This is a genomic window from Parapedobacter flavus (assembly GCF_035818675.1).
Taxonomy (GTDB): domain Bacteria; phylum Bacteroidota; class Bacteroidia; order Sphingobacteriales; family Sphingobacteriaceae; genus Parapedobacter; species Parapedobacter flavus.
Window position 1 is genome coordinate 88,364 of record NZ_JAYKZZ010000020.1, and the last position, 21,524, is coordinate 109,887.

A 21,524-nucleotide genomic window follows, 5' to 3' on the forward strand; every position below is an offset into this window, starting at 1 on the left:
TCAGAAAACCCGAAACTTGCTATATTTCCAAAGTGTCTGTTTTTGCACTTTCCCAACCGATGATAGCGGTCTTTCTTGTGTTGCCCCACATATAACCGCCAATGTTCCCCGAAGATTGAATAACACGATGACAAGGAATGAGAAAAGCGACAGGATTGCTTCCGATAGCCGTGCCAACGGCTCTGAAAGCATTTGCGTTGCCAATTTGTTCAGCAATGTTGCCGTATGTGGAAAGTTGTCCCATTGGAATTTTCAAAAGCGTTTCCCAAACTTTTAGTTGAAAATCTGTGCCTTTCAAATGCAATTTTATTTCAGGTAGTTTGCCCCAGTCGTTTTGAAAAATAAACAACGCATTTTGTTGTGTCAAATCCAATTTTCTTTGAAAAGTTGCATTGGGAAATTTTTGTTTCAAATCGTTTAATGCGTTGCTTTCGTCATTGTCAAACGCTATATAGCAAACGCCTTTTTGCGTAGAAGCAACAATCAGATTTCCAAAAGGGCTTTCGGCAAAACTGTAATTGATGAAAAGGTTTTTGCCACCGTTTTTATATTCAGACGGTGTCATTCCCTCAATGTTGATGAAAAGGTCGTGTAGTCGTCCTGTACCTGAAAGTCCTGTTTCAAAAGCGGTGTCAAAAAGCGTAGCTTTTTTGTCGGTCAATAATTTTTTAGCGTGTTCAATGCTGATGTATTGCAAAAATTTTTTGGGTGTTGTTCCTGCCCAATCGCTGAACAAACGCTGAAAATGAAACGAACTTAAATGCACTTTTGAAGCAACTTCGTCAAGATTGGGTTGCTCTTTGAAGTTGGTTTTTATGTATTCAATTGCTTCTGCAATTCGATTATAATTGAGTTGCTGTTGCTCATTCATCGCTATAAATTTTATGTTGCAAATGTCCAAATTATATTGCAGTCATAAAATCCGAAACTTGCTGAATTTTGTCTGTCGGTTGGATGCTGGGATCGGCCAATACGCATTTTTACCCATTGGGTTATCGGTTCAGTCCCGCATTTTTTCATCTTGTTGTTTCCTGATATTTTTCGGGTTCTTGGGTTCGGCACTGAATTCGGGGAGCCGGATTCCTCCGATGTAAGCTTAATACCTGAGCTGCCTGTTTTCCTGCAGCGTATCGGCGAGCTCCAAAAAATACTTACATTAATTGTTGTGAGACTTTTGAGTTTGACGGCATCAAAACAGACAAACCTTACGCCTTTCTGATTAGATTTGCATGCTAGTAACTTATAAGTTACCTTTGTGTCGTGAAAGTCAGGGAGGTCATTGCATTCAGGAACTACTTTGAGGATTTCCTCAACGGCCAGCCCCAAAAGGTACAGGACAAGATTTTCAAGATTATCGAAGCCATTGAAACGCTAGAGCGTGTGCCGTCAAATTACCTGAAAGCCATGACCGAACAAATGGCCTATACGAGGCACGGATACAACTGGGCACAAACATTTGGCGGGTCTTCTGTTTCTTTGATGGTGACCGATTGGTGATACTACTGAACGGTTTCCAAAAGAAAACGCAGAAGACACCGAAGAAAGAAATTGACAGGGCTTGAGACTAATGGCTGAATATTACGAACAGAAAGGAGCGAATGATGGAAACTACAAGCTGGAAGGATATTAAGGATAGCGTATACGGTGCCAAAGGTGCCGAACGGAGGGATGCACTGGAGAGGGATTTTGAAGGGTTCAAAGTCGGCTTGCTGCTTAGAAAGGCCCGGGAAGACAAACAACTTACCCAGGCAGAGCTGGGTGAACTTGTGAATCGGAAGCGGGAATATATCTCAAGAATAGAAAACAACGGCAGCAACCTTACATTGAAGACCCTGTACGACATCGTGGAAAAAGGACTAGGTGGTAAGGTTAAGATTTCGATAGAGGTGTAGCTTCATATTCCATCTAACGCCTTTTTATTGTTTCCGAAGGGATGTGCTGCGTCCCTCAGCCCCATATACATTGTCCACAGCGACAAAGTTCGAACCCCGGCCATCGCTTCGGTTCTCATCCCTTGAAAACACAAAAAGCACCTATAGCGGTGCTTTTATTGTGTTCCCGAAGGGATTCGAACCCCTATCTTCAGAACCGGAATCTGAAATTCTATCCATTGAACTACGGGAACAGGAGTGCAAAGATATTAATTATTTGTTTCTCCCCAATCAAGAAAAACAAGAATTGACCATTTATTATACGTTGAAACGGAAATGCATGATGTCGCCGTCCTGAACGAGGTACGTCTTGCCTTCCACAGCTAATTTACCAGCTTCCTTCACGGCCGCTTCCGAGCCGTACTGGATGAAATCATCGTATTTGATCACTTCCGTACGGATGAATCCTTTTTCGAAATCGGTATGGATAACGCCGGCAGCCTGCGGTGCGGTGAACCCGTTTTCGATGGTCCATGCGCGCACTTCCTGCACACCGGCGGTAAAGTAGGTGGCTAAATTCAGGAGTTTATAGGCCACTCGGATCAGCTTGTTTACACCCGACTCGTCCAACCCGAGGTCCTCGAGGAAAAGCTGACGCTCTTCATAACTTTCCAGCTGCGTAATTTCCGACTCAATCTGCGCCGAAATAATCAACAACTCAGCGTCCTCTTCTTTGATCGCTTCGCGAACACGATCTACATAAGCATTGCCCGAAGTTACCGCCGCCTCATCCACGTTGCACACATACAGGATAGGTTTTACGGTGAGCAGCGATAAGTCGCTGATAAACTCGAAATCTTCCGTGGTAATCGCTGCGGTGCGTGCGGATTTGCCGGACTCGAGGTGGGTTTTCACCACCGACAGGATTTCGTAGCTCCGCTTCGCCTCCTTGTCATTTCCGGTCTTGGCTTGCTTTTCTACCTTTTGCAGGCGCTTGGTAACCGTATCCAGATCTTTCAACTGCAATTCGGTATCGATGATTTCCTTGTCGCGCACGGGGTCGACCGATCCGTCTACATGCACCACATTTCCATCGTCAAAACAGCGCAACACGTGGATGATTGCATCGGTGTTGCGGATATTGCCGAGGAACTGGTTGCCCAGCCCTTCACCTTTGCTGGCGCCTTTCACCAGGCCGGCGATATCAACGATTTCGATCGTGTTGGGTAACACCCGTTGGGGCTTTACCAATTCGGCGAGCTTATTTAAGCGCGCATCGGGTACGGTAATGACGCCCACATTTGGTTCAATGGTGCAAAAAGGGAAATTGGCTGCCTGTGCTTTCGCGTTGGAAAGGCAGTTGAATAAGGTGGATTTGCCTACGTTCGGTAGGCCAACGATGCCGCACTGTAATGCCATGAATATCGAGTTTTTTGAAAACGGGGCAAAGATAGCAATTAGTATTATCTTTAAGTACTATCTTTGAAGAAGCATGAAGTGGATTAAAGTAGCCAAGGAGGCCATTCCTAAAACAGACGGTATCCGTAAAGTAAAAATAGCTGGTAAGGGTGTTTGCATCATACGAGATGGTGGTGCATTGCATGCTACTTCCGCACGTTGCCCGCATGCCGGGGCCGACCTCTCCGGAGGATGGTGCGAAAAGGAGCGCCTGATCTGTCCGTACCACCGGCACGCCTTCAGTCTGGAGACGGGTAGGGGCGACCCTGGGCAAGGGGATTACATCACGATATATCCGCTGGAAGAACGGGAGGGAGAGTGGTTCATCGGCATGAAGGAAAGCTGGTTGGGTAAATTGTTCAATAAATAATGCCGGTTCATACCTGTAACGATTTTACAAGTTTGTTGTCTTATCATTAAAGACTTATTGTAACACCTTAATCGATAGCAATGTATAAATATTTATTAGTCCTTTCCGTTTGTATGGTAGGCGCATCCCTTGTTTGGGCGCAACCGGCCCCAGCCGATGCCCGCCTCCAAGGCATTGACTCGTTGTTGGAAAAATTGCTTGCTGATTACCAAGTGGCGGGCTTTTCCGTAGCCGTGGTGCACAAAGACAGAGTGGTTTACGCCAAGGGCTTTGGTTACCGCGACTATGAAAAGCAGCTGCCCGCTACACCGCATACTCTGTACGCCATCGGCTCATCCTCTAAAGCGTTTACAGCCGCGCTAGTCGGCAAGCTGTTCGGCGATAGCCTTTCATTGGACGACAAGGTGATCCAACATTTGCCGCAGCTCCATTTTAAAGACGGGCGTGAAGCCGATGTGACGGTACGCGACCTGATGACCCACCGGACGGGATTATCGCGCTACGATTTTTCGTGGTACGTGTTTAACTCCGACTCCCGAGACAGTCTGTTGCAGCGGGTGCGATATATGGAATCCAGTGCCGATCTACGGGCCAAATGGCAATACAACAATTTCATGTACCTTGCCCAGGGGATGATTGCCGAGCGGATGTCCGGAAAAACGTGGGAGGAAAATATAAAGGAACGATTCTTCACGCCACTGGGGATGACCCGATCCAATTTCGATGTAAACGATATGGCGGCGGACGCCGATGCGGCGCGAGGCTATACGGTTGCTAAAAACGATGGCATCACCCGGTTGCCTTATTTTGAAATCCGCGGTATGGGTCCGGCAGGGAGTATCAACAGTAGTGTGCTGGAGATGGCCAACTGGCTCAAACTTTGGATTGCAGGAGGCGAGTATGAGGGCGAGCGATTGCTCCCGGTGGATTTTGTCAAAGAAGCAGCAAGCTCACAAATGGTGATGGCTGGTGGGCTGCCAACCAAGTACAAGGATGTTTATACGGCCAATTATGGCCTGGGCTGGATGGTCAGTTCCTACCGCGGCCACTACCAGGTGGAGCATGGTGGAAACATCGATGGGTTTACGGCAAGTACCTGTTTTTTTCCAACGGATCAGCTGGGTATTGTGGTGCTATCCAATCAGAATCAGTCGGCGGTCCCTACAGTCGTACGTAACTTAATTGCCGACCGCTGGTTGGAGCTTCCGTTTGTCGATTGGAACGTAAATAACATCAGGCAAGATACCACAGGGGTGGATACTAGCAAATCCGAGGGTCTGGCCAGGATTAAGGGCACGCGGTCTACGCATGGGCTGCCCGACTATACCGGTACCTATTCGCATCCGGCGTATGGGACCTTTGTTATCCATGCCGCTAACGACACGCTCAAAATAGCGTTGGGCAACGACCGGGTATGGCTAAGCCATTACCATTACGATGTGTTCGAAATGAAGGAAATCGGTGAAGACGGTAGGGCCGATACCGCGGCGGGCGGAATGAAAATCAACTTCCGCACCGGTCTGGATGGGCAGGTCGAGAGCGCCTCGATGACGATGGATGATCCGTCGGGCAATTTAAACGGCAGCCCGTGGCCATTGAGGTTTCTCAAGCCCTCTTGCAAGCATATGTGGGTAAGTACGCCGTTGGAGGGATGACCATTACGATCACGGTAAAAGATGGCGTGCTTTTCATGGATGTGCCGGGTCAGACCAACTATGAAACCATTGCACAGGGCGATCATTATTTTAAATTGAAGGCATTAAATGGGTTTGCCCTCCGCTTTGAAATGGATGAACAATTGGATAAGGCGCCGGTAATGTATTCCATCCAGCCTAACGGTACGTTTAAAGCGACGCGGGTGACAGAATGAATGGATGCATTCCACCCTCGGAAACTACTTCCGTGGCCGGGGGCCGCGTTTATAAATAATCAGTCCGTTTAGGAAATTGCGGAGCAATTGGTCGCCGCAAGGTTTGAAATTCGGGTGATCCTCTTTGCGGAAGATGGCACCCAGCTCCGTTTTCGTTACCCTGAAATCCGCCAGGGCCAATACTTCGATAATATCATCGTCGGTGAACTTTAAAGCCACCCGGAGTTTTTTCATGATGTCATTGTTGCTCATGGTATATGTGCTGTTACCTGGAAATTTCTATTTTGACTTTTTTGCCTTTTATCTTCTCGTTTCTAACCCGCTGGACGACCTCCACAATCCGGTCGCGTTTTACCGCGGCATACGCCGAATGGTCCCATACTTCGATGAGTCCGAGGTCTTCTTTGGCCAGTTCCCCTTTTTTAAGCAATAACCCCACAATGTCCACCTTATTTATTTTTTCTTTTTTGCCTGCAGCCAGATAGAGCGTCGCCCAATCCGTTGGCGGGGGCAGCGCGGGATTTTCCGGTATGACTTCTTCTTCCGGCATTTCCGTTAAATAGGCCGGCTTTTCATCGAGTGTCAGCAGCAGGTAGGAGGTTCCCGTGGCGTGCATCCGTGCCGTACGTCCATTGCGGTGTACGAACGCATCCTCGTTATGCGGTAGCTGGTAATGGATGATATGTTCAATTTCGGGGATGTCCAATCCGCGCGAGGCCAGGTCGGTGGTAATCAATATCCGGTGGCTGCCATTACGGAACTTAAGTAATGCGCGCTCCCGGTCGTCCTGTTCCATCCCTCCGTGGAAGATGCTATGGGTAAGCTCCCTATCCCACAACAGGTCGCTAATGCGTTCCACTGCTTCGCGGTGATTGCAGAAAACCAACATGGGCTCCGCACTGATGCTGCATATTAGCGCAAACAAGGTGTCCAGCTTGTCGGCAGCGTCGGTGATGACCACTTTTTGTTTCAGGTTGGGCACTGATGCTTGGTTTGACAAATAATTCAGCGTTGCCGGTTTAGTGATCGCTGTAAATGCGGGGATGTCATCCATCGGCGTCGCCGACGTAAGTACCCTTTTTTTGAGGAACGGCAACTGCTTGATGATGTAGGCCATATCCTCCTGGAAGCCGAATTCGAGTGCTTTGTCAAATTCGTCAAGTATCAGGGTAGACACCGTGCGCGTATCGAACGTCTTGCGGCGCAAGTGATGGGCCAGTCGGCCTGGTGTGCCGATCAGTACAGCCGGCGGTTGCGACAAGTTGTTGATTTCAACCCGCACGGAGTGGCCACCATAGCAGCAGTTGACCTTGAATCCGCTGCCCATCCCTTTGAAAACCTGTTCGATCTGCAGGGCAAGCTCCCGCGAAGGAACGACAATGAGCGCCTGAACGGTAGGTACATCTATTTTTAGTGTGCGGAGCAAGGGCAGTAGAAAACCCAATGTTTTTCCCGAGCCGGTAGGGGAGAGCAGGATAAGGTCCTGTTTCTCTGCTACATCGAGTGCAGCCTGCTGCATTTCGTTGAGTGCGTTTATTTTTAGATTACGGAGTGCCTGCTTGACCATGTGTGTGGATGCGTAGGTTGCAAAGATAGGGAAAAACAAAAGGAAGAAATCGTTAGGATGACATTAAGGCCTAATAAATACCGGCGATCCGGTCAGCGATACCGTGCCGGTTACAGTGGACTGCTTATTTTCCCAGTTGAACTGCGTAGCGGTTTTGATGGCGAACGATTCGGGGAAGCTGTATTGAGCCATTGCGGCTTCGGTGGCTCCGCTGGTTTTGGCCCACAATACGTAGATATGATCTTCCGCTTCGGCGTTGTAAAATGCGCCACCCCCGATATTGGCCGGCAACTGTAATGCGGCCGTTGCTGCCGGATCATATTGCCGGGTGCTTAATAGCGTGCTCACAGTGCGCCATGCGATGCCACCGGGTGTGATAGTGGCGGTGTACGGACCTGCGGTGATGTTTTGGTAGAAGCCCATTGCCTGATACGGGTCGGCAACCTCGGCTAAGGGGCGGCTTTCAGTCGGTCCGTAAATATAGATTCCGCTGATGCCTGCTTTTTGGGCGACCACGGCGGCTTTGATCAAGAAGTTACGCTGCACTTCCTCGCCACCCACATAATCGGCTATGGCTTTACGGGGGATATTGCTTTCCGTAACGATGAAAGCCTTTTCCGAATGGGTCGTTCCATTGTAAGCATACTTGTCCAGCACCGCCTCAAACGCGCCCTTATGATCCACCACGGCTGCAGCGGCCGCATCCGAATTTCGGTTGCTGCCCAGATAGTACATCGGATACACGTGGTAGCTTAGGCAATCGAACCACTCGCCGCCTTTTTTGGGGTAGTCGGTGCTGACGCCGCCGCCGTTCGGGTTATCCGTATTGCGCAATATCGCATCCAGGAAGCTGGGGTAGCCCAGTCCGCCCACGCAAACGAGTCCATCGTTGTCCAGTTGCCTGACGATTTCATACGTAATCCGGAGCATGCGCACATACGATTGAATAGGTGCAGCGAAGTTGGTCAGGTCGCAGGGGTTGGGATCCGTCTGGCCCCAGGTCTGGGTGGCCGGCCAGTTGTTGGTATAGTCCGGTTCGTTCCACACTTCCCAGTATTTTACGTAAGGGCCATAGGTTTTCACCACATGGTAAACGTAGTTGGCGTAGTAGTTATCCGGGTTCACCTTATCGGACGATGCCCATATCGGTTCATAAAGATTGGCAAAGGTTTGCGATTGGGCGCCGTTGCAGTACCGGGTCTGGTCCCGATGCGCGTCGGAAGGTCCGTTGAGAAAGATGGTGTGGTCTTTTCCGCCCAATTGCTCGTAAAACGCAAACGCATTTACTCGGATATCGTAGCCCCATTGCTGCACGAAGCGGTCATACATCGCCGGGCGTAGGCTGTTTACACCCGCACCGGCGATACCTTTGTCCGGATTGCCGATTAAGATTTCGGCCAGTTGCTCGTCGGACCAGTCCGCGTACGCGCCCATATTGGAACCATAGCGGAATAATGATCCGTTTCCAGTTGGGGGTGCCGTTGTTGGGGGCGGGATGGAATCCGTATCCGTATCCGTTCTGTCGGGCGCATCGACACCGGTTTTTCCCTTTTCGCATGCACCAACAAGCGAGATAAGGAGTACTACAAGGAGGGGATAGATTCCGCGAAACATCATCGTTCTAACTACCGGAACGTTAACTTATACGTTGCCTTTGTAGGAGGTGTAAAAAATAAACCTTAACTAAATATCGTTAACCTAATCAAAATTTATACCAATCGTTAAGGTCGCTGTTTCGGAACATTTCCTGGTCGAAACGATTAGTGAAAGAAATTAGAAAAACAAGAAAAAGTGTGCCATATTTTGGGGTACCCCGGAAATCTTTTTGGCTCACTTTTTTTTGCGAATGTGGACTGGTTGTGTCAAAAACATCGATTTTTGCGTTTTTCGCAAACATCTGCACGCGTGCAAAAGTAAATTGCAACCGTGTAAAAGCAATTTGCATGCGTGCTAATCTGAATTTCATCCGTGCAAAACCAACCTGCAATCGCGTAAAAATGATCTTCACGTTTGCAAAAGTAAAGCGCACGTATGCTCATTGGAATTGCAACCGTGTAAAAGCAATTTGCACGCCCGCTAATCTGAATTTCATCCGTGCAAAACCAACCTGCAATCGTATGAAAATGATTTGCACGTTTGCAAAAGTAAAGCGCACGCGTGCTAATCTGAATTTCATCCGTGGAAAACAAACCTGCAATCGTATGAAAATGATTTACACGCTTGCAAAAGTGGATAGCACGCGGGCTAACCGGAGTTACAGACGTTAAAAAGCAAATGACACACGCGTGAAACCAAATTGCACTGGTGAAAAGATGACGTGCAAGCGTAGAAAAATAAATAGCGCGCACGCTCATTGGAATTGCATCCCTGCAAAAGCATATGGCAATAGTGAAAAACCAGATTTCAGTAGTCACTACCTCATTTCAGTAGTCACTACCTCATTTCAGCACCTTCTCCATAAAATGCTTTTTAAACGCTCGTCCAATCGGGATGACCTGATTTAGGGATAGGTGGATTTTGTTGTGCGATATCTTTTTTAGATGGGTCGTGTTGACGATGTACGACTTATGGGCCTGCTCAAACGCATCGTCCAATTTCACTAACCATTCTTTCAGTGGCTCTGCCGTTAGGTAGTTGATTGAAGTAGTAACCACTTCCGTGTAATCACTGTCCGATTTAATGAAAATGATGTCGTCTCTGTTGAGCTTTACCAGCTCATGGTTTGTGTCTTGATGTATACGCATTTATCGGCGGGTACGGCGTGCTCCTGTCCCGCTTGTTGTATCGAGCGCTTCATCGCTGTTACTTTGTCGATCGCCTGGGAAAAGCGCTCGAACGAAAATGGTTTAAGCAGGTAATCGACCACATTGAATTGATAGCTTTCCAATGCAAATTCAGAATAAGCCGTCGTCAGGATGGTCAATGGATGATTTTGTGCCGATCGGAGAAAATCCAATCCCGAAAAACGCGGTAGGTTAATATCTAAAAAAATCAAATCGATGGCATGATGGCTAAGATATGCGCTTGCCTCAAGGGCGTCACAAAACGTCATTTCCAACGTAAGGACATCCGTGTTGTGGATATACTTCTGCAAGATATGCCGTGCCGGCGCTTGGTCTTCAATAATAATACACCTCATCCTAGTCCGTTTTCTTTAGTTGCATCGTCAACCTGGTAACGAAAATACGTCCGTTGTCCTGTATGTCTAGCGTATGTTCATCGGGGTATTGCAGGTCCAGGCGCTTCCTCACATTTTCCAATCCAATACCTTTAGCTAAACCTTCCGAGCGGTAATTCCGGGAATAATTGTTTGTGCACAAAAACGTCAGCTTTCCATTTGCTGAGACCGTTACGTGGATTTCAATGGTAATGTCTGCCGCTTGACTTCCTGCGCTGTGCTTGAAGGCATTTTCAACGAAAACAATCAGGATAAGGGGCGGGATTGAAAAATCCAGGTTAGCGATGTCTTTGGAAAATCGGATTCCCCCCCTGTTCTCGATCTGCAGTTGATTCAGTGCTACGTAGTTTTCAAGCTGCTGTATCTCCCGGGGTAGGGGCACGAAATCGGATTGGCAGTCATACAACATATACCGCAGTACGGCCGACAGTTCCAGGATAATGGATGGGGTTTTCGGCGAATTGTCGATAGCGTACGCGTACAGGCTATTCAAGTTATTGAATAGGAAATGCGGATTAATCTGTGATTTCAGAAACTGGATTTCACTTTCTTTCATTAAGCCGGCTAGGCGCTCCAGCTCGCGTTGCCTGAGGTTGGAATCCCATGCCAGCTTAAAAGCGACAATGATAATGATGATGGGCAGCGTTTCGACCAGCGTGAACATCAACCCGGGAAAATGGGTTCCGCGGGTATCGGGGAAGAAAATCTGCTCCAGGACAAATTCATCGACGAGAATGACCACGGCCAGCAGCACCGAAAATGTGGCAATGAACCAAATCCACCGCTTCCGGTAATAGAAAGCGGGCAGCAATATATAATTGATCACCATAGCCGCAGCCAGGTAATTGGCAAAAAATGCCAGTTCAGAGGGTTTGAATAGCGTATGCAACGATTGGTGCTGATCCTCGTTAAGCTCAAAACAGAAAAACACCAACAATAGTAAAACGATGGTGAGTTGGTAAACGAACTCTTTGAACCGGTTCGTTAACAGTCCACGTCGCAACCAACTAAGCTTATTCTCGGTCCTCGGAGCCCTTTCGTTAGCAAACGATGTGTCGTTGATGGGGTAAAATGCGTCGTTCACAGATTCGTATCCTTTTGTCTTTACAATATTATACATTTGCATTTTATAATTAATCTAAATAGCGATTTATTTTTCACAAAGAGTTGATTTGCAATTTACCGATGTTTAAGCTATCCCTGCCAAGTATGTTGTTTTTCTGTCTCCTGGCCTTTGCCGGCCACGCGTGGCCGCAGGAACAAGTTACGGTACGGGGTATGGTGGTTTCTCCATCGGGCAATCCGATCGCTCGTGCGTCGGTTAGGTTGGGAGGAACGGACTTCGGGGCCCTTACAGATGCCCAAGGGCAGTTTGGTTTTAAAGCCCCGGTGGGCGACTATATGCTGCAGGTTGCGTGCGTAGGTTATTCGGCGGTTGAGGTCGCGCTGCAACTTAAAAAGGATGGGGGTAAGCCCCTGAAAGTCGTATTGCAGGAAAATAAGGTCAGCCTGGATGAGGTCGATGTGGTTGGCAAAACCCAAGTGCAAGCCCTCAGAGAGACCGGCTTTAGTGTGGAATCCGTGGAAACCGCTGATTTTCAAAACCAAAGTATTCAGTTAAACCGGGTGCTGGATTGGACCCCGGGGGTACGGGTGCGCCAGGAGGGCGGTATGGGCTCTAATTATAAGTACTCGTTGCATGGCATGTCCGGAAACGCGGTTACGTTTTTTATCGACGGGATACCGATGGAATATTTCGGCTCGTCCTATACCATCAATAACCTTCCGGTGTCGCTCATCAAACGCATCGATGTCTATAAAGGGGTTGTGCCGGTCGATCTGGGGTCGGATGCACTGGGCGGTGCAATCAACGTGGTTTCGGATGCCGGGCGTAAAAATTTTCTCGAAACGAGCTACGGTTACGGTTCTTTCAACACCCATCAGGCCGTCGTTCACGGTCAATATACCCACCCGGCAAGTAAGCTAACCGCCCGCATATCAACGTTTTATACGCATTCGGATAACAATTACAACGTGTGGGGGCAGGGAGTCAATTATGCCGATGCGTCGACAGGTTTCAAGGCGGTCGACTTCACGAAGGAAAATCCGGCAACACGGTTCAACGACCAGTTCCGAACCGGCAACGGAAAGTTGGATATCGGTTTTGTGGATACGAAATGGGCCGACCGGTTCTTTGTCAGCCTGTTGGCATCCACGCAACGGAAACGGATACAGACGGGGCAGACCATGGCTACCGTATTGGGCAAAAGTTCCAAAGCCAGTATCGCATCCAGGTCGCCATCGTTGTCTATATCAGCCAACACCACGCCTAAGGTATGCGCTTCTTTATCCGTGGGAACATGGGTTGCGGTAACGTCTATGAAGTATGGGGTTTCATTTTGCGAGAAAACATGATGAATACTGCCTAAGCCCAGGGATAAGGTAATCGTTGCAAGTTTCCAGAAAAAATTCAGTTGCATCATAAGGATATATGGTTTGATTATTCAATGGCAAAGTGGAATAAATGTATTTGGATGATTTTCCGATTTGGGAACTTATTCCTAACTTCGTTAGCGGCATGGTTTCGAAAAGCCAAACGGAGCCACTGGCATACACCGAATGAGATAAAAGAGGTTGAAAAAGGTAATCTTTAATGACGACGTTCGGTGTCCGAATAATTGAGTGCACTACCTCACCAGAAAAAGGTGCGGGTTTTTGCGCTTGATCCGGTTTAAACCTAATGACTGGCAAGAAGAAAATATGAGAAAAGTAATTGGGGCATTCAATACGACTATTGACGGAAACTGCGACCACACTGCGGGAATCGCTGACGAAGAAATACATCAACACTACACTAAGCTTTTGAACAATGCAGGTGTTATCCTTTATGGACGAACAACCTATCAACTTATGGGATTTTGGCGAACGATTTTGGAGAAGCCTTCGGAAGAAAAATCAATGAATGACTTTGCTATGGCTATTGACAAGATCCAAAAAATTGTTTTTTCTCATACGCTTAAAGAGGTGGATTGGAAAAGCGCTAAATTAGCAAATCGAAGCCTTGAAGAAGAAGTTTTGGAACTCAAACAGCAATCGGGAAAAGACATTTTTGTTGGAAGTCGCAGTTTAATTATACAGTTAATGAACTTGAATTTAATTGACGAATTACAACTTTGTATTCAGCCAGTTATCGCAGGAAAGGGATTGTCGTTATTTGAGGATATTAAAGATAGGACAATTTTCAAGCTCAAAAAGACTAAAACCTTTATTAACGGAGCAATTTTACTTTATTATGAACCGGGAATATGAAAAAACAATTGCAATTTTCGGCTTGACACTTTTCACTTTGACCGTGTGCAACGAAAACAAGACAGAAACTAAAACAATGACAACAGAGCTGCAGACAAACTGACTTTTGACAGCGGTTAAAATCCGACACAAAAGAAAGTGAATTTGTTGTGCCGATGATTGAGAAATTTTTGAACAAACACACTGAAAATAAAAAAGACCTGAAGATCGACTGATCAACAGGTCTTTTTAGTACCCAGGGCCGGGATCGAACCGGCATGGGTCGCCCCACTGGTGTTTGAGACCAGCGCGTCTACCAATTCCGCCACCTGGGCTTATGTTAATGTACTACTCCCCAATCGGGGATGCAAATGTATTTATTAATCCGTATTCCGCAAAATGTTTTTCGAAAAACCGTCTTTCGGGGGGAAGGAGTGTTAACTTGTCGCAATTCCCCCTGTAGATTGGCATATTTACCCTGTTGATGTGTAGCCAAACACACTACCTTTGTGTTGTTGCTGGTATAGAGCTGCGAACATTGAAATAACAATTTCACACTTAAATAATCATACGATGGTATTCAATCCTTATTTAAATTTTGCGGGTAATGCGGAAGAGGCGTTCCGTTTTTACCAAACGGTTTTGGGTGGCGAGTTATTCATCCAACGGATGAGCGATACGCCCGGCTCGGAAAATTTGCCGGAAAAAGAGCGCGATTACGCCATGCACGTATCCATCCCGGTAGGCAATGGACAGTCCCTGATGGCATCTGATTGCCTAGATTCTGCTGGGCATGTGTTGAACGTGGGCAACAATAACTACGTCTCCATTACGCCTGATAGCCGCGAAGAGGCCGACCGGTTGTTCAACGGCCTATCGGCCGGAGGAAAGGTGGAAATGCCCATGGAAGACCAGTTCTGGGGCGATTATTTCGGTTCGTTCGAAGACAAATTCGGTGTGCGTTGGATGATCAATTTCCCCATCAACGCCAAATAGATCGTTGAACCTAACCCATCGACACGAAACGATGGGTTAGGTTCATTGTTCGATCAATTATTACCTAGGCCAAAGAAGTAGCGGACCGCCCGATAGTCGGTCAAATCTAAGTTGCTGGCCGCCGAAGCTTGTACGCCTCCGGGGATAAGGACATAACGAAATGTGGAGAAACTGTGGTTTGTATTGGATTTCACCGTGATTTCACCCACGCTCAGCTCCACCCTCACCCAATTGGAACCCTGCGAGTAGGGGACCTTGTTGTAGGTTGTTGATGCCGTAGGGAAGATGATAGAAAACTTTTCGTAAACGGCAACGTCTCCTTTATTCAATACATCTGCCGTCAGTTTTGGTGCTTCTATGGTTCCCGAGTAAACCCCGCCGCTGTTGGTGAACGTAACCGATGCCCAGTCCGAATAGATTACATTGGCGGTACCGGTGTCGCCCTTATCACCCTTATCGCCTTTATCTCCCGTGTCGCCTTTGTCCCCCGGGACCCCCTGTTCCCCTTGTGGACCAATATCTCCTTTTTTACAACCATTCAGGCTCATAATACCAACGCTTAGGGAGATCAGGTAGATCAGATAACGGTTTTTCATAACTTTCCTTTTTTTAAAATTTTGATTTACAATATGTTCGCACACCCATTGCAATGGGTAGCAACAAAAATCGAGATGATTTATCAGACGTGATTGTAAAAAAGCGACAATCTGCGATTGCGTAATGTCGGCATGCCCTAACGCATCACTTCGTTGGCGATGGGTGGGCTGATTTTTGATTGGGTCAGTCGTTGAACAACAAATACACTAGCAAAGCATATCCCCGTTACCACGGCCATGCAGCCGGCGATGGATGCATTGAGCCAATAGGCCATCCAGTAACCGGTGAACGCGATAAACACACCCAATACGACGGTGATGGCCAGCATGCGTTTCAGGTCGTGCGTAAGCAGATAAGCCGTGGCGGGTGGACCGATAAGGAACGCGATGACCAATATAGCCCCTACCGACTCAAAAGAACTGACCGTGGTGATCGACACCGCAGCCATCAATAAATAATGCCATAAGGCGGTGGAGATGCCCAGCGCGGATGCAAACGCCGGATCGAATGAGGTGAGCTTAAGCTCTTTATACCCCAACCGGATAAACGCGGCCACCAACAGCAGTACGCCCGAGAGGATGTAGATGGGGCGTGGGCCCATGATGGTGCCGTCGCCGGTTACCCACAGGTCGATCGGCACATACGCGATTTCACCATACAGTACACAGTCCTGGTCGATATCTACCTGGCCCGCAAAAGCGCTGATGAGGATAATGCCCACAGCAAACAGAAAGGTAAATACCACGCCGATGGCGGCATCGGTTTGCAGACCTGCCCGCCGGTGGAAATATTCGATGAGGAACGTGGCGAGCAAGCCGGTAGCCCCGGCGCCCAACAACATGGGCAGTGTTTCGCGGCTCCCGCTAAGCAGGAATGCAATGACAATACCCGGTAGTACCGCGTGGCTGATGGCATCGCCCACCATGCTCATCTTGCGTAGCACCAGAAAACAGCCCAGCAGCCCGCAGGTAACAGCGACTAATGATCCCGTTAATATAATCCAAAAGGCTATCATCAATTTTAAATTTTCGGTATTTCCGTATTGTGCGGATCCTTCTCCGGGTACCCCAGCTGGTGCTCCAGCTCACGCTCCAGTTCCGGCGTGAGAATATGTTCAATCGTTTCGGCGTCGTCATGCACATGGTCCGCCGCAATATGCATATACTTCGTCAAATACAATTCCCACAGCCGGTGCAGCCGCACCACCCGCGCCGCTTGCTGTCGCCCGTCTTCCGTAAGCCGCCATTGATGGCCTTCCGATACCACGGATTTCTTGGCGGCAAGCCGTTGCAAAGCTACTTTAAATGCCGGTCCGTTCACATCGCTGGCATCCACCAGTTCATCCATCCCGCGTAGTCCAAGGAGGTGGCTGTTCCGCTCTCCCAGGTGATAGAATCGTTTCAACGCATTTTCTTCAGCGATGATCCGTCGGTTTTTGTACTGCGTGTACATTTTGGGCACGATGCCTTTGGTGGGGGCGAAGAAAAAGGAAAAGAAGGCGATTGCCGAGGACACCACGACCATCCATGGGCCGGTGGGCATGGCGGGGGCCGTGTACGAAATGTAGGCACCTGCCAGCCCGGCAAACGCACCGAAAGCTACCGCTATCCACACCATCCGGCGGATGTTATTCGTCCAGTACCGTGCCGCCGCGGCGGGCGTAATCAGCATAGCCGCCATCAGCACCACGCCTACGGCGGTAATGCCCGTTACCACCGCCAGCACGGTTAGGCTGGTGAGCAACAGATCGAGCTTGCGCACGGGGTAGCCCAGCGCCTCGGCGTAGGGCCGGTCGAAAGCGACCAGTGCAAAGGCCTTGAAAAAGAGTCCCACCACAACGAGAAGAACGATAGCCAGGATGCTGAAGATCAACAGGTCGGAGCCGATGAGGGTTGCCGCCTTGCCGAACAGGAAATGGTCGAGCCCACTTTGGGCGGCATTGCCCGATTGCTGGATGTAGGTCATCATCACCATACCCGTACCGAAAAATACCGATAGCACCAATCCGATGGCCGCATCCTTCTTGATTTTAGACTTCGCCACGATGTAATCGATGGCTACCAGCGCCAGCCACCCCGTGATGAAGGCACCGGCCAGCATGAAGCCGATGTTTTTACTCCCCGAAAACAAAAATGCAGCACAGATGCCCGGTAGGACGGCGTGCGACACGGCATCGCCGATGAGCGCTTTTTTCTGCAAAAGGATAAACGCACCGACCATGGCGGCACTGCTGGCCAACAACACATTGCCAAGCACCACGTAGCGGACGTTAGGATCTGAAAAGGTGAAAAAGTCGAAAAAACTTTCCATTCGCTCGTTTAATTAGCGCTCCCTGCTGGGGAACGCGCGTTTCTCCATCACGTCGCCCACCTGCGACAACAGGTTGAGGCGACCGCCATATGCTTGCTGGACTGTTTCTTCCGTAAACGCCTGGTCGGTCGGCCCGGCGGCAATGAGATGCATATTGAGCAGTACGATCCAATCAAAATAGCTGCGTGCCGACTGCAGATCGTGGTGCACCACGACGATGGTTTTCCCATTGGACGCCATTTCCCGCAGCAGCTCGATGATGGCTTGTTCGGTAGCGGCATCCACCCCTGCAAAAGGCTCGTCCATGAAATACACGTCTGCTTCCTGGGCCAGCGCCCGCGCAAGGAAAACGCGCTGCTGCTGTCCGCCGGATAGTTGTGAAATCTGCCTTTTGGCGAAAGCGGACATCCCCACCTTATCCAAACATTCGCTGGCAATGGCGCGATCATGCGCACCGGTGTTGCGCAGCAATCCAACCTTGCCATAACGCCCCATCAACACCACATCCAATACGGAAACGGGGAAATCCCAATCGACCGACTCGCGTTGCGGCACATAGCTAATACGTGATCGTACCTCATCCAGTGAGCGGTCGAATAGCTTCACATACCCGCTGGATGGTGGAATTAGCCCCATGATGGTTTTCAGTAGGGTGGATTTACCGGCGCCGTTTGGTCCCACGATGCCCGCAATGCAGCCGGCGGGTAGCGTGAAATCCACCCCCCAAAGCACGGGTTTGCGCCCATAAGTAACCATCAGATCATGCACTTCCAATATCGGTTCTTGTGTATGTATAATCATAGGCTCTATTTTTCCGTTAGCGCTTCTACTATTGTATTCACATTGTATTTCACCATGCCGATATACGTTCCCTCCGCGGTGCCTTCGGCCCCCATGGCATCCGAAAAGAGGTTGCCACCGATGCGCACGGTGCCCCCACGTTGCCGCACACCCGTCAGTACGGCCTTCAGCGATCGGTCGGATACGGAGCTTTCCACAAATACCGCCGGTATCCCTTGCGTGATGATATAGTCGACCAAACCCGATACATCCCGAAGGCCGAATTCAGATACGGTAGAAATGCCTTGCAACCCGCGTACTTCCATGCCATACGCCCGTCCGAAATAGCTAAAGGCATCGTGAGCGGTGATCAAAACCCGTTTGGTGGGAGGGATGGTGTGTATGCGGGCTGTGACCCATGTATCTAACGAATCGAGTGCCTGCATATAACGTCGCCCATTTGCTTCATAGTAAGCGGCGTTGGCACGGTCGAGTTCGGCCATCTGCCGCACCGCATGGGCCGTGGCTGCTTTCCAAAGTGACACATCAAACCAGATATGCGGGTCGTATGTTGTTTCATTCACTTTAATCAGCCCTTTAAGATCATCACCCACAGCAACAACCGGTTTCACCCGCGCTTGCTTCTCCAGGATACTAGCCAGTTTGCCTTCTAGGTGCAGCCCGTTGTAGAACAAATAATCCGCATCCAGGATTTTCCGGAGGTCGCCCTGGCTGGCTTTGTATAGATGGGGGTCTACGCCGGGCCGCATCAGTGCTTCCACCGTGGCAGAGTCGCCGACAATGTGCTGCACCATATCGGCCACCATTCCAGTGGTGGCGAGGATGTATGGTTTTCCCGATTCGGTGCGCTCGCTTACCGTCTGTCGGCACGAAAGGCAACTCATCAACCAGCAAACCGCGAATAAAAAGCTGTAAACTTTTCCCATATTTAATACAAAAATATAAAATTTAGATTAATCTAACATTTTTTGTAAGTTATTTTTAACTAGTTGCCTGAATCGGTGTCCGCGCCGGATTTCAACCTGGATTTCATACCTTTGCATGATAATCAATTACTAGTTATGCAAGAAGTTTATATCGTTTCCGCTGTGCGTACCCCCATCGGTAGTTTCGGCGGTAGCTTATCCAGTTTGTCCGCTACGCAATTGGGTGGCATCGCCATCCGGGAGGCAATAGGTCGCGCCAATGTGGCGCCCGATGATGTAGAGGAAGTGTTTTTCGGCAACGTACTGTCGGCCAATCTAGGCCAAGCGCCCGCCACGCAGGCTGCCAAATTCGCGGGGCTTCCCGATATTCCGGCCACCACGATCAATAAGGTGTGTGCTTCCGGCGCAAAGGCCATCATGCTGGCGGCCCAAAGCATCGCCTTGGGTACAAAAGACATCATCGTAGCCGGAGGCATGGAGAGCATGAGCAATGTACCCTATTACCTCGATAAGGCCCGCACCGGCTACCGGCTGGGCCATGGACAGATGACAGATGGCTTGGTGAAGGACGGACTGTGGGACGTATACAACGATTACCACATGGGGTCCGCCGCCGAGCTTTGTGCCGAAACATGCGGTATAGATCGCGGGGCACAAGATGCTTATGCGGAGGAATCCTATAGACGGTCGCAGGCGGCGCAGCAAGCGGACCGGTTCAAGGCGGAAATCGTTCCGGTCGAAATCACCGGCCGGAAAGGGGAGGTAACCGTTGTCGATGCCGATGAGGAAATCCATGCCGTGAAGTTCGACAAGATATCATCATTGCGGCCCGTATTCAAGAAAGACGGTACGGTAACCGCTGCCAATGCGTCTACGCTCAACGATGGTGCGGCGGCGCTGGTCTTGGTTAGCGGAGCCAAGCTGAAGGAATTGGGTTTGCAGCCGTTGGCCCGCATCCGGGGCTACGCCGATGCCCAGCAAGCTCCCGAGTGGTTTACCACGGCACCGGCCCAGGCAATCCCGCGGGCATTGCAGCACGCCGGCATCGGCGCGGATGAGGTGGATTTCTATGAGATCAACGAGGCCTTCGCTGTCGTCGCCATCGCCAATAACCAAGAATTGGGACTGTCGGCCGACCTGGTGAACGTCAATGGCGGTGCGGTTTCGATGGGCCATCCATTGGGCGCTTCGGGCGCACGTATCGTGGTTACCCTCCTGTCGGTATTGGCACAACACGATGGTCGTATCGGCGTGGCCGGCATCTGCAACGGCGGGGGCGGGGCGAGTGCGTTGGTGATCGAGCGGATGCGGCCGTCTTAGTACTTGGAAAGGAAGCGATACGTGAGCGCGAAATCGTGCATGGCGGCCGATAAGTTGCCCGGACGGTTGGCGTTGATGTTGTAGCCATAGCTCATCCGCAGGTTCCCCGATTTGAGGATGTTGATATCTAGCATCGGCCGGATGATGTTCTGTGCGTAGCGTTTCTGGTTATCGTTGATGCTCGACATGGCCTGTGAGTGGTACCGGAAGGCAACGCCCAGGGAAAAATTCCGACTGATGTCTAGAAAGGTACCGCCCTCAATGGTAGTAGCCCCTCCGAAGGTCTTCAAGATGAGCAACGAGGGGCGTAGCATCAGTCCCTGGTCATATGCAACGCGTGCGCCGGCATTGAAATAAAGGTTGAGCCGCCTGAATTCTAATGGAAGATAATGTTCGTAATCGGCCCGGTTGACATACACAGACGTTAAATTATCAAAAGAAAGCCCCACATAAAACTTCTCTAAATAGCTGGCATAGATACCCGCGCGCAGGTCGACCTTTGAGCTATACAGGTTTCCCTCACCAGCAGCGGGGTCGCCGGGTGATACCACCGAAAGCTGCGATAGGTCGATGTCGAATTGCTGGAACCCGGCAGCGATGCCCGAGGCGATGATCAATTCATCAGACGCGTGTAGGTGATACGCTGCATTGAGATAAACGGTTGTATAGCTGTCGTTCCCAAACCGGCTGCGGATCAGATTGAGGCCGAGGCCCAGCTGTTTGCCCGGCAACATGGCGTCGGCAGCCAACGATACGGTGGACGAGTTTTTGGCATTGCCGACGCCATCTTTCATCATGAAATGCATGTTTGCCGAGAAATCGCCGAGCGATCCGGTATAAGCGGGGTTGATATATGTTTTATGAAATAGGTATTGGCTACCCTGTAATTCGGCTTGACCGAAGGCCATCGGGCCGCAACAGGTGATGGCGACGATACCACATAGGATGGAAATTGGATAGTTCATGTTTTCT

General features: G+C 49.6%; 25 protein-coding genes and 2 tRNA genes. 10 read left to right on the forward strand and 17 right to left on the reverse strand.

Annotation, left to right across the window (positions count from 1 at the left end):
• Positions 1–19: 19 nt before the first annotated feature.
• A complete protein-coding gene (locus tag U9S71_RS16500) occupies positions 20–871 on the reverse strand; it encodes a bifunctional helix-turn-helix domain-containing protein/methylated-DNA--[protein]-cysteine S-methyltransferase (RefSeq protein ID WP_326328724.1) in 852 nt (283 codons plus the stop codon).
• Positions 872–1,260: 389 nt separating this feature from the next.
• On the opposite strand from U9S71_RS16500, the gene U9S71_RS16505 reads away from it, so the two are divergent.
• Genes U9S71_RS16505 through U9S71_RS16515 form a run of 3 tightly spaced genes read left to right on the forward strand, consistent with a single transcriptional unit; the run spans position 1,261 to position 1,892 of the window.
• Positions 1,261–1,497 carry a hypothetical protein gene (locus tag U9S71_RS16505; RefSeq protein ID WP_326328725.1) on the forward strand — a complete coding sequence of 79 codons (237 nt, stop codon included), beginning with the start codon at positions 1,261–1,263 and terminating at the stop codon, positions 1,495–1,497.
• Positions 1,455–1,562 (forward strand): type II toxin-antitoxin system RelE/ParE family toxin, encoded by a 108-nt coding sequence (locus U9S71_RS16510; RefSeq protein ID WP_326328764.1) that lies wholly within the window; start codon positions 1,455–1,457, stop codon positions 1,560–1,562. The genes U9S71_RS16505 and U9S71_RS16510 overlap by 43 nt, the downstream gene beginning before the upstream one ends.
• Positions 1,563–1,598: 36 nt before the next feature.
• The gene (locus U9S71_RS16515) at positions 1,599–1,892 is read left to right on the forward strand and encodes a helix-turn-helix domain-containing protein (protein WP_326328726.1); all 294 of its coding nucleotides are present in this window, start codon (positions 1,599–1,601) and stop codon (positions 1,890–1,892) included.
• A gap of 161 nt (positions 1,893–2,053) precedes the next feature.
• On the opposite strand, the gene U9S71_RS16520 is transcribed toward U9S71_RS16515, so the two are convergent.
• Both U9S71_RS16520 and ychF read right to left on the reverse strand, forming a co-directional pair.
• A tRNA-Arg gene (locus U9S71_RS16520) sits at positions 2,054–2,125 on the reverse strand.
• Positions 2,126–2,189: 64 nt separating this feature from the next.
• Positions 2,190–3,290: a redox-regulated ATPase YchF gene (gene ychF, locus U9S71_RS16525; RefSeq protein WP_326328727.1), complete on the reverse strand. Its 1,101-nt coding sequence runs from the start codon at positions 3,288–3,290 to the stop codon at positions 2,190–2,192.
• A gap of 73 nt (positions 3,291–3,363) precedes the next feature.
• Here ychF and U9S71_RS16530 point away from each other — a divergent pair, with 73 nt between their 5' ends.
• The 3 genes from U9S71_RS16530 (at position 3,364) to U9S71_RS16540 (ending at position 5,569) form a co-directional block, all read left to right on the forward strand.
• Entirely contained in the window at positions 3,364–3,699 is a 336-nt protein-coding gene (locus tag U9S71_RS16530) for a Rieske (2Fe-2S) protein (protein WP_326328728.1), read from the forward strand.
• A gap of 80 nt (positions 3,700–3,779) precedes the next feature.
• Positions 3,780–5,354 (forward strand): serine hydrolase, encoded by a 1,575-nt coding sequence (locus tag U9S71_RS16535; protein ID WP_326328729.1) that lies wholly within the window; start codon positions 3,780–3,782, stop codon positions 5,352–5,354.
• Positions 5,327–5,569 carry a hypothetical protein gene (locus tag U9S71_RS16540; RefSeq protein WP_436410336.1) on the forward strand — a complete coding sequence of 81 codons (243 nt, stop codon included), beginning with the start codon at positions 5,327–5,329 and terminating at the stop codon, positions 5,567–5,569. The genes U9S71_RS16535 and U9S71_RS16540 overlap by 28 nt, the downstream gene beginning before the upstream one ends.
• A 24-nt stretch (positions 5,570–5,593) precedes the next feature.
• Here the strand turns inward: U9S71_RS16540 and U9S71_RS16545 are convergent, their stop codons facing one another.
• The 7 genes from U9S71_RS16545 to U9S71_RS16575 form a co-directional block, all read right to left on the reverse strand.
• Positions 5,594–5,821, reverse strand: coding sequence for a DUF1456 family protein (locus U9S71_RS16545; RefSeq protein WP_325641356.1), 228 nt, complete (start codon positions 5,819–5,821; stop codon positions 5,594–5,596).
• Positions 5,822–5,834: 13 nt separating this feature from the next.
• Positions 5,835–7,136 (reverse strand): DEAD/DEAH box helicase, encoded by a 1,302-nt coding sequence (locus tag U9S71_RS16550; protein WP_326328731.1) that lies wholly within the window; start codon positions 7,134–7,136, stop codon positions 5,835–5,837.
• Positions 7,137–7,199: 63 nt separating this feature from the next.
• On the reverse strand, positions 7,200–8,753 hold the full coding sequence (locus U9S71_RS16555) for a glycoside hydrolase 5 family protein (RefSeq protein ID WP_326328732.1): 1,554 nt from the start codon (positions 8,751–8,753) through the stop codon (positions 7,200–7,202).
• An 85-nt stretch (positions 8,754–8,838) separates the two neighbouring features.
• The gene (locus U9S71_RS16560) at positions 8,839–9,144 is read right to left on the reverse strand and encodes a hypothetical protein (RefSeq protein ID WP_326328733.1); all 306 of its coding nucleotides are present in this window, start codon (positions 9,142–9,144) and stop codon (positions 8,839–8,841) included.
• A gap of 430 nt (positions 9,145–9,574) precedes the next feature.
• A complete protein-coding gene (locus U9S71_RS16565; RefSeq protein WP_326328734.1) occupies positions 9,575–9,880 on the reverse strand; it encodes a LytR/AlgR family response regulator transcription factor in 306 nt (101 codons plus the stop codon).
• Positions 9,844–10,275 (reverse strand): LytR/AlgR family response regulator transcription factor, encoded by a 432-nt coding sequence (locus U9S71_RS16570; RefSeq protein WP_326328735.1) that lies wholly within the window; start codon positions 10,273–10,275, stop codon positions 9,844–9,846. Before U9S71_RS16570 ends, U9S71_RS16565 begins: the two co-directional genes overlap by 37 nt.
• Position 10,276: 1 nt before the next feature.
• Positions 10,277–11,434 (reverse strand): sensor histidine kinase, encoded by a 1,158-nt coding sequence (locus tag U9S71_RS16575; protein ID WP_326328736.1) that lies wholly within the window; start codon positions 11,432–11,434, stop codon positions 10,277–10,279.
• Positions 11,435–11,499: 65 nt separating this feature from the next.
• Between U9S71_RS16575 and U9S71_RS16580 the strand changes: the two genes are divergently transcribed.
• Positions 11,500–12,729: a TonB-dependent receptor plug domain-containing protein gene (locus U9S71_RS16580; protein ID WP_326328737.1), complete on the forward strand. Its 1,230-nt coding sequence runs from the start codon at positions 11,500–11,502 to the stop codon at positions 12,727–12,729.
• Between the two features lie 345 nt (positions 12,730–13,074).
• Positions 13,075–13,623, forward strand: a complete 549-nt coding sequence (locus U9S71_RS16585; protein WP_326328738.1) for a dihydrofolate reductase family protein — start codon at positions 13,075–13,077, stop codon at positions 13,621–13,623.
• A gap of 232 nt (positions 13,624–13,855) precedes the next feature.
• On the opposite strand, the gene U9S71_RS16590 is transcribed toward U9S71_RS16585, so the two are convergent.
• Positions 13,856–13,937: transfer RNA gene (locus U9S71_RS16590), tRNA-Leu, on the reverse strand.
• A 238-nt stretch (positions 13,938–14,175) separates the two neighbouring features.
• Here U9S71_RS16590 and U9S71_RS16595 point away from each other — a divergent pair.
• Positions 14,176–14,598, forward strand: coding sequence for a VOC family protein (locus U9S71_RS16595; protein ID WP_326328739.1), 423 nt, complete (start codon positions 14,176–14,178; stop codon positions 14,596–14,598).
• A 53-nt stretch (positions 14,599–14,651) separates the two neighbouring features.
• Here the strand turns inward: U9S71_RS16595 and U9S71_RS16600 are convergent, their stop codons facing one another.
• The 5 genes from U9S71_RS16600 to U9S71_RS16620 form a co-directional block, all read right to left on the reverse strand.
• The gene (locus U9S71_RS16600; RefSeq protein ID WP_326328740.1) at positions 14,652–15,194 is read right to left on the reverse strand and encodes a hypothetical protein; all 543 of its coding nucleotides are present in this window, start codon (positions 15,192–15,194) and stop codon (positions 14,652–14,654) included.
• A gap of 137 nt (positions 15,195–15,331) precedes the next feature.
• Positions 15,332–16,210, reverse strand: a complete 879-nt coding sequence (locus tag U9S71_RS16605) for a metal ABC transporter permease (protein ID WP_326328741.1) — start codon at positions 16,208–16,210, stop codon at positions 15,332–15,334.
• Positions 16,211–16,215: 5 nt separating this feature from the next.
• On the reverse strand, positions 16,216–17,505 hold the full coding sequence (locus tag U9S71_RS16610; protein WP_326328742.1) for a metal ABC transporter permease: 1,290 nt from the start codon (positions 17,503–17,505) through the stop codon (positions 16,216–16,218).
• A 12-nt stretch (positions 17,506–17,517) separates the two neighbouring features.
• The gene (locus U9S71_RS16615) at positions 17,518–18,306 is read right to left on the reverse strand and encodes a metal ABC transporter ATP-binding protein (RefSeq protein WP_326328743.1); all 789 of its coding nucleotides are present in this window, start codon (positions 18,304–18,306) and stop codon (positions 17,518–17,520) included.
• A 5-nt stretch (positions 18,307–18,311) separates the two neighbouring features.
• The gene (locus U9S71_RS16620) at positions 18,312–19,190 is read right to left on the reverse strand and encodes a metal ABC transporter solute-binding protein, Zn/Mn family (RefSeq protein WP_326328744.1); all 879 of its coding nucleotides are present in this window, start codon (positions 19,188–19,190) and stop codon (positions 18,312–18,314) included.
• Between the two features lie 177 nt (positions 19,191–19,367).
• Between U9S71_RS16620 and U9S71_RS16625 the strand changes: the two genes are divergently transcribed.
• Entirely contained in the window at positions 19,368–20,552 is a 1,185-nt protein-coding gene (locus U9S71_RS16625) for an acetyl-CoA C-acyltransferase (protein WP_326328745.1), read from the forward strand.
• Here the strand turns inward: U9S71_RS16625 and U9S71_RS16630 are convergent.
• On the reverse strand, positions 20,549–21,517 hold the full coding sequence (locus U9S71_RS16630; RefSeq protein ID WP_326328746.1) for a PorP/SprF family type IX secretion system membrane protein: 969 nt from the start codon (positions 21,515–21,517) through the stop codon (positions 20,549–20,551). The genes U9S71_RS16625 and U9S71_RS16630 overlap by 4 nt on opposite strands.
• Positions 21,518–21,524 lie beyond the last annotated feature (7 nt).

Bases quoted from the DNA above. Each gene is read 5' to 3' on its own strand.
- U9S71_RS16545 (WP_325641356.1), bottom strand. From the start codon at position 5,821: ATGAGCAACAATGACATCATGAAAAAACTCCGGGTGGCTTTAAAGTTC.
- U9S71_RS16605 (WP_326328741.1), bottom strand. From the start codon at position 16,210: ATGATAGCCTTTTGGATTATATTAACGGGATCATTAGTCGCTGTTACC.
- U9S71_RS16575 (WP_326328736.1), bottom strand. From the start codon at position 11,434: ATGTATAATATTGTAAAGACAAAAGGATACGAATCTGTGAACGACGCA.
- U9S71_RS16600 (WP_326328740.1), bottom strand. From the start codon at position 15,194: ATGAAAAACCGTTATCTGATCTACCTGATCTCCCTAAGCGTTGGTATT.
- U9S71_RS16615 (WP_326328743.1), bottom strand. From the start codon at position 18,306: ATGATTATACATACACAAGAACCGATATTGGAAGTGCATGATCTGATG.
- U9S71_RS16570 (WP_326328735.1), bottom strand. From the start codon at position 10,275: ATGAGGTGTATTATTATTGAAGACCAAGCGCCGGCACGGCATATCTTG.
- U9S71_RS16500 (WP_326328724.1), bottom strand. From the start codon at position 871: ATGAATGAGCAACAGCAACTCAATTATAATCGAATTGCAGAAGCAATT.
- U9S71_RS16620 (WP_326328744.1), bottom strand. From the start codon at position 19,190: ATGAGTTGCCTTTCGTGCCGACAGACGGTAAGCGAGCGCACCGAATCG.
- U9S71_RS16610 (WP_326328742.1), bottom strand. From the start codon at position 17,505: ATGGAAAGTTTTTTCGACTTTTTCACCTTTTCAGATCCTAACGTCCGC.
- U9S71_RS16550 (WP_326328731.1), bottom strand. From the start codon at position 7,136: ATGGTCAAGCAGGCACTCCGTAATCTAAAAATAAACGCACTCAACGAA.
- U9S71_RS16530 (WP_326328728.1), top strand. From the start codon at position 3,364: ATGAAGTGGATTAAAGTAGCCAAGGAGGCCATTCCTAAAACAGACGGT.
- U9S71_RS16565 (WP_326328734.1), bottom strand. From the start codon at position 9,880: ATGCGTATACATCAAGACACAAACCATGAGCTGGTAAAGCTCAACAGA.
- U9S71_RS16630 (WP_326328746.1), bottom strand. From the start codon at position 21,517: ATGAACTATCCAATTTCCATCCTATGTGGTATCGTCGCCATCACCTGT.
- U9S71_RS16515 (WP_326328726.1), top strand. From the start codon at position 1,599: ATGATGGAAACTACAAGCTGGAAGGATATTAAGGATAGCGTATACGGT.
- U9S71_RS16625 (WP_326328745.1), top strand. From the start codon at position 19,368: ATGCAAGAAGTTTATATCGTTTCCGCTGTGCGTACCCCCATCGGTAGT.
- U9S71_RS16580 (WP_326328737.1), top strand. From the start codon at position 11,500: ATGTTTAAGCTATCCCTGCCAAGTATGTTGTTTTTCTGTCTCCTGGCC.
- ychF (WP_326328727.1), bottom strand. From the start codon at position 3,290: ATGGCATTACAGTGCGGCATCGTTGGCCTACCGAACGTAGGCAAATCC.
- U9S71_RS16555 (WP_326328732.1), bottom strand. From the start codon at position 8,753: ATGATGTTTCGCGGAATCTATCCCCTCCTTGTAGTACTCCTTATCTCG.
- U9S71_RS16595 (WP_326328739.1), top strand. From the start codon at position 14,176: ATGGTATTCAATCCTTATTTAAATTTTGCGGGTAATGCGGAAGAGGCG.
- U9S71_RS16585 (WP_326328738.1), top strand. From the start codon at position 13,075: ATGAGAAAAGTAATTGGGGCATTCAATACGACTATTGACGGAAACTGC.
- U9S71_RS16535 (WP_326328729.1), top strand. From the start codon at position 3,780: ATGTATAAATATTTATTAGTCCTTTCCGTTTGTATGGTAGGCGCATCC.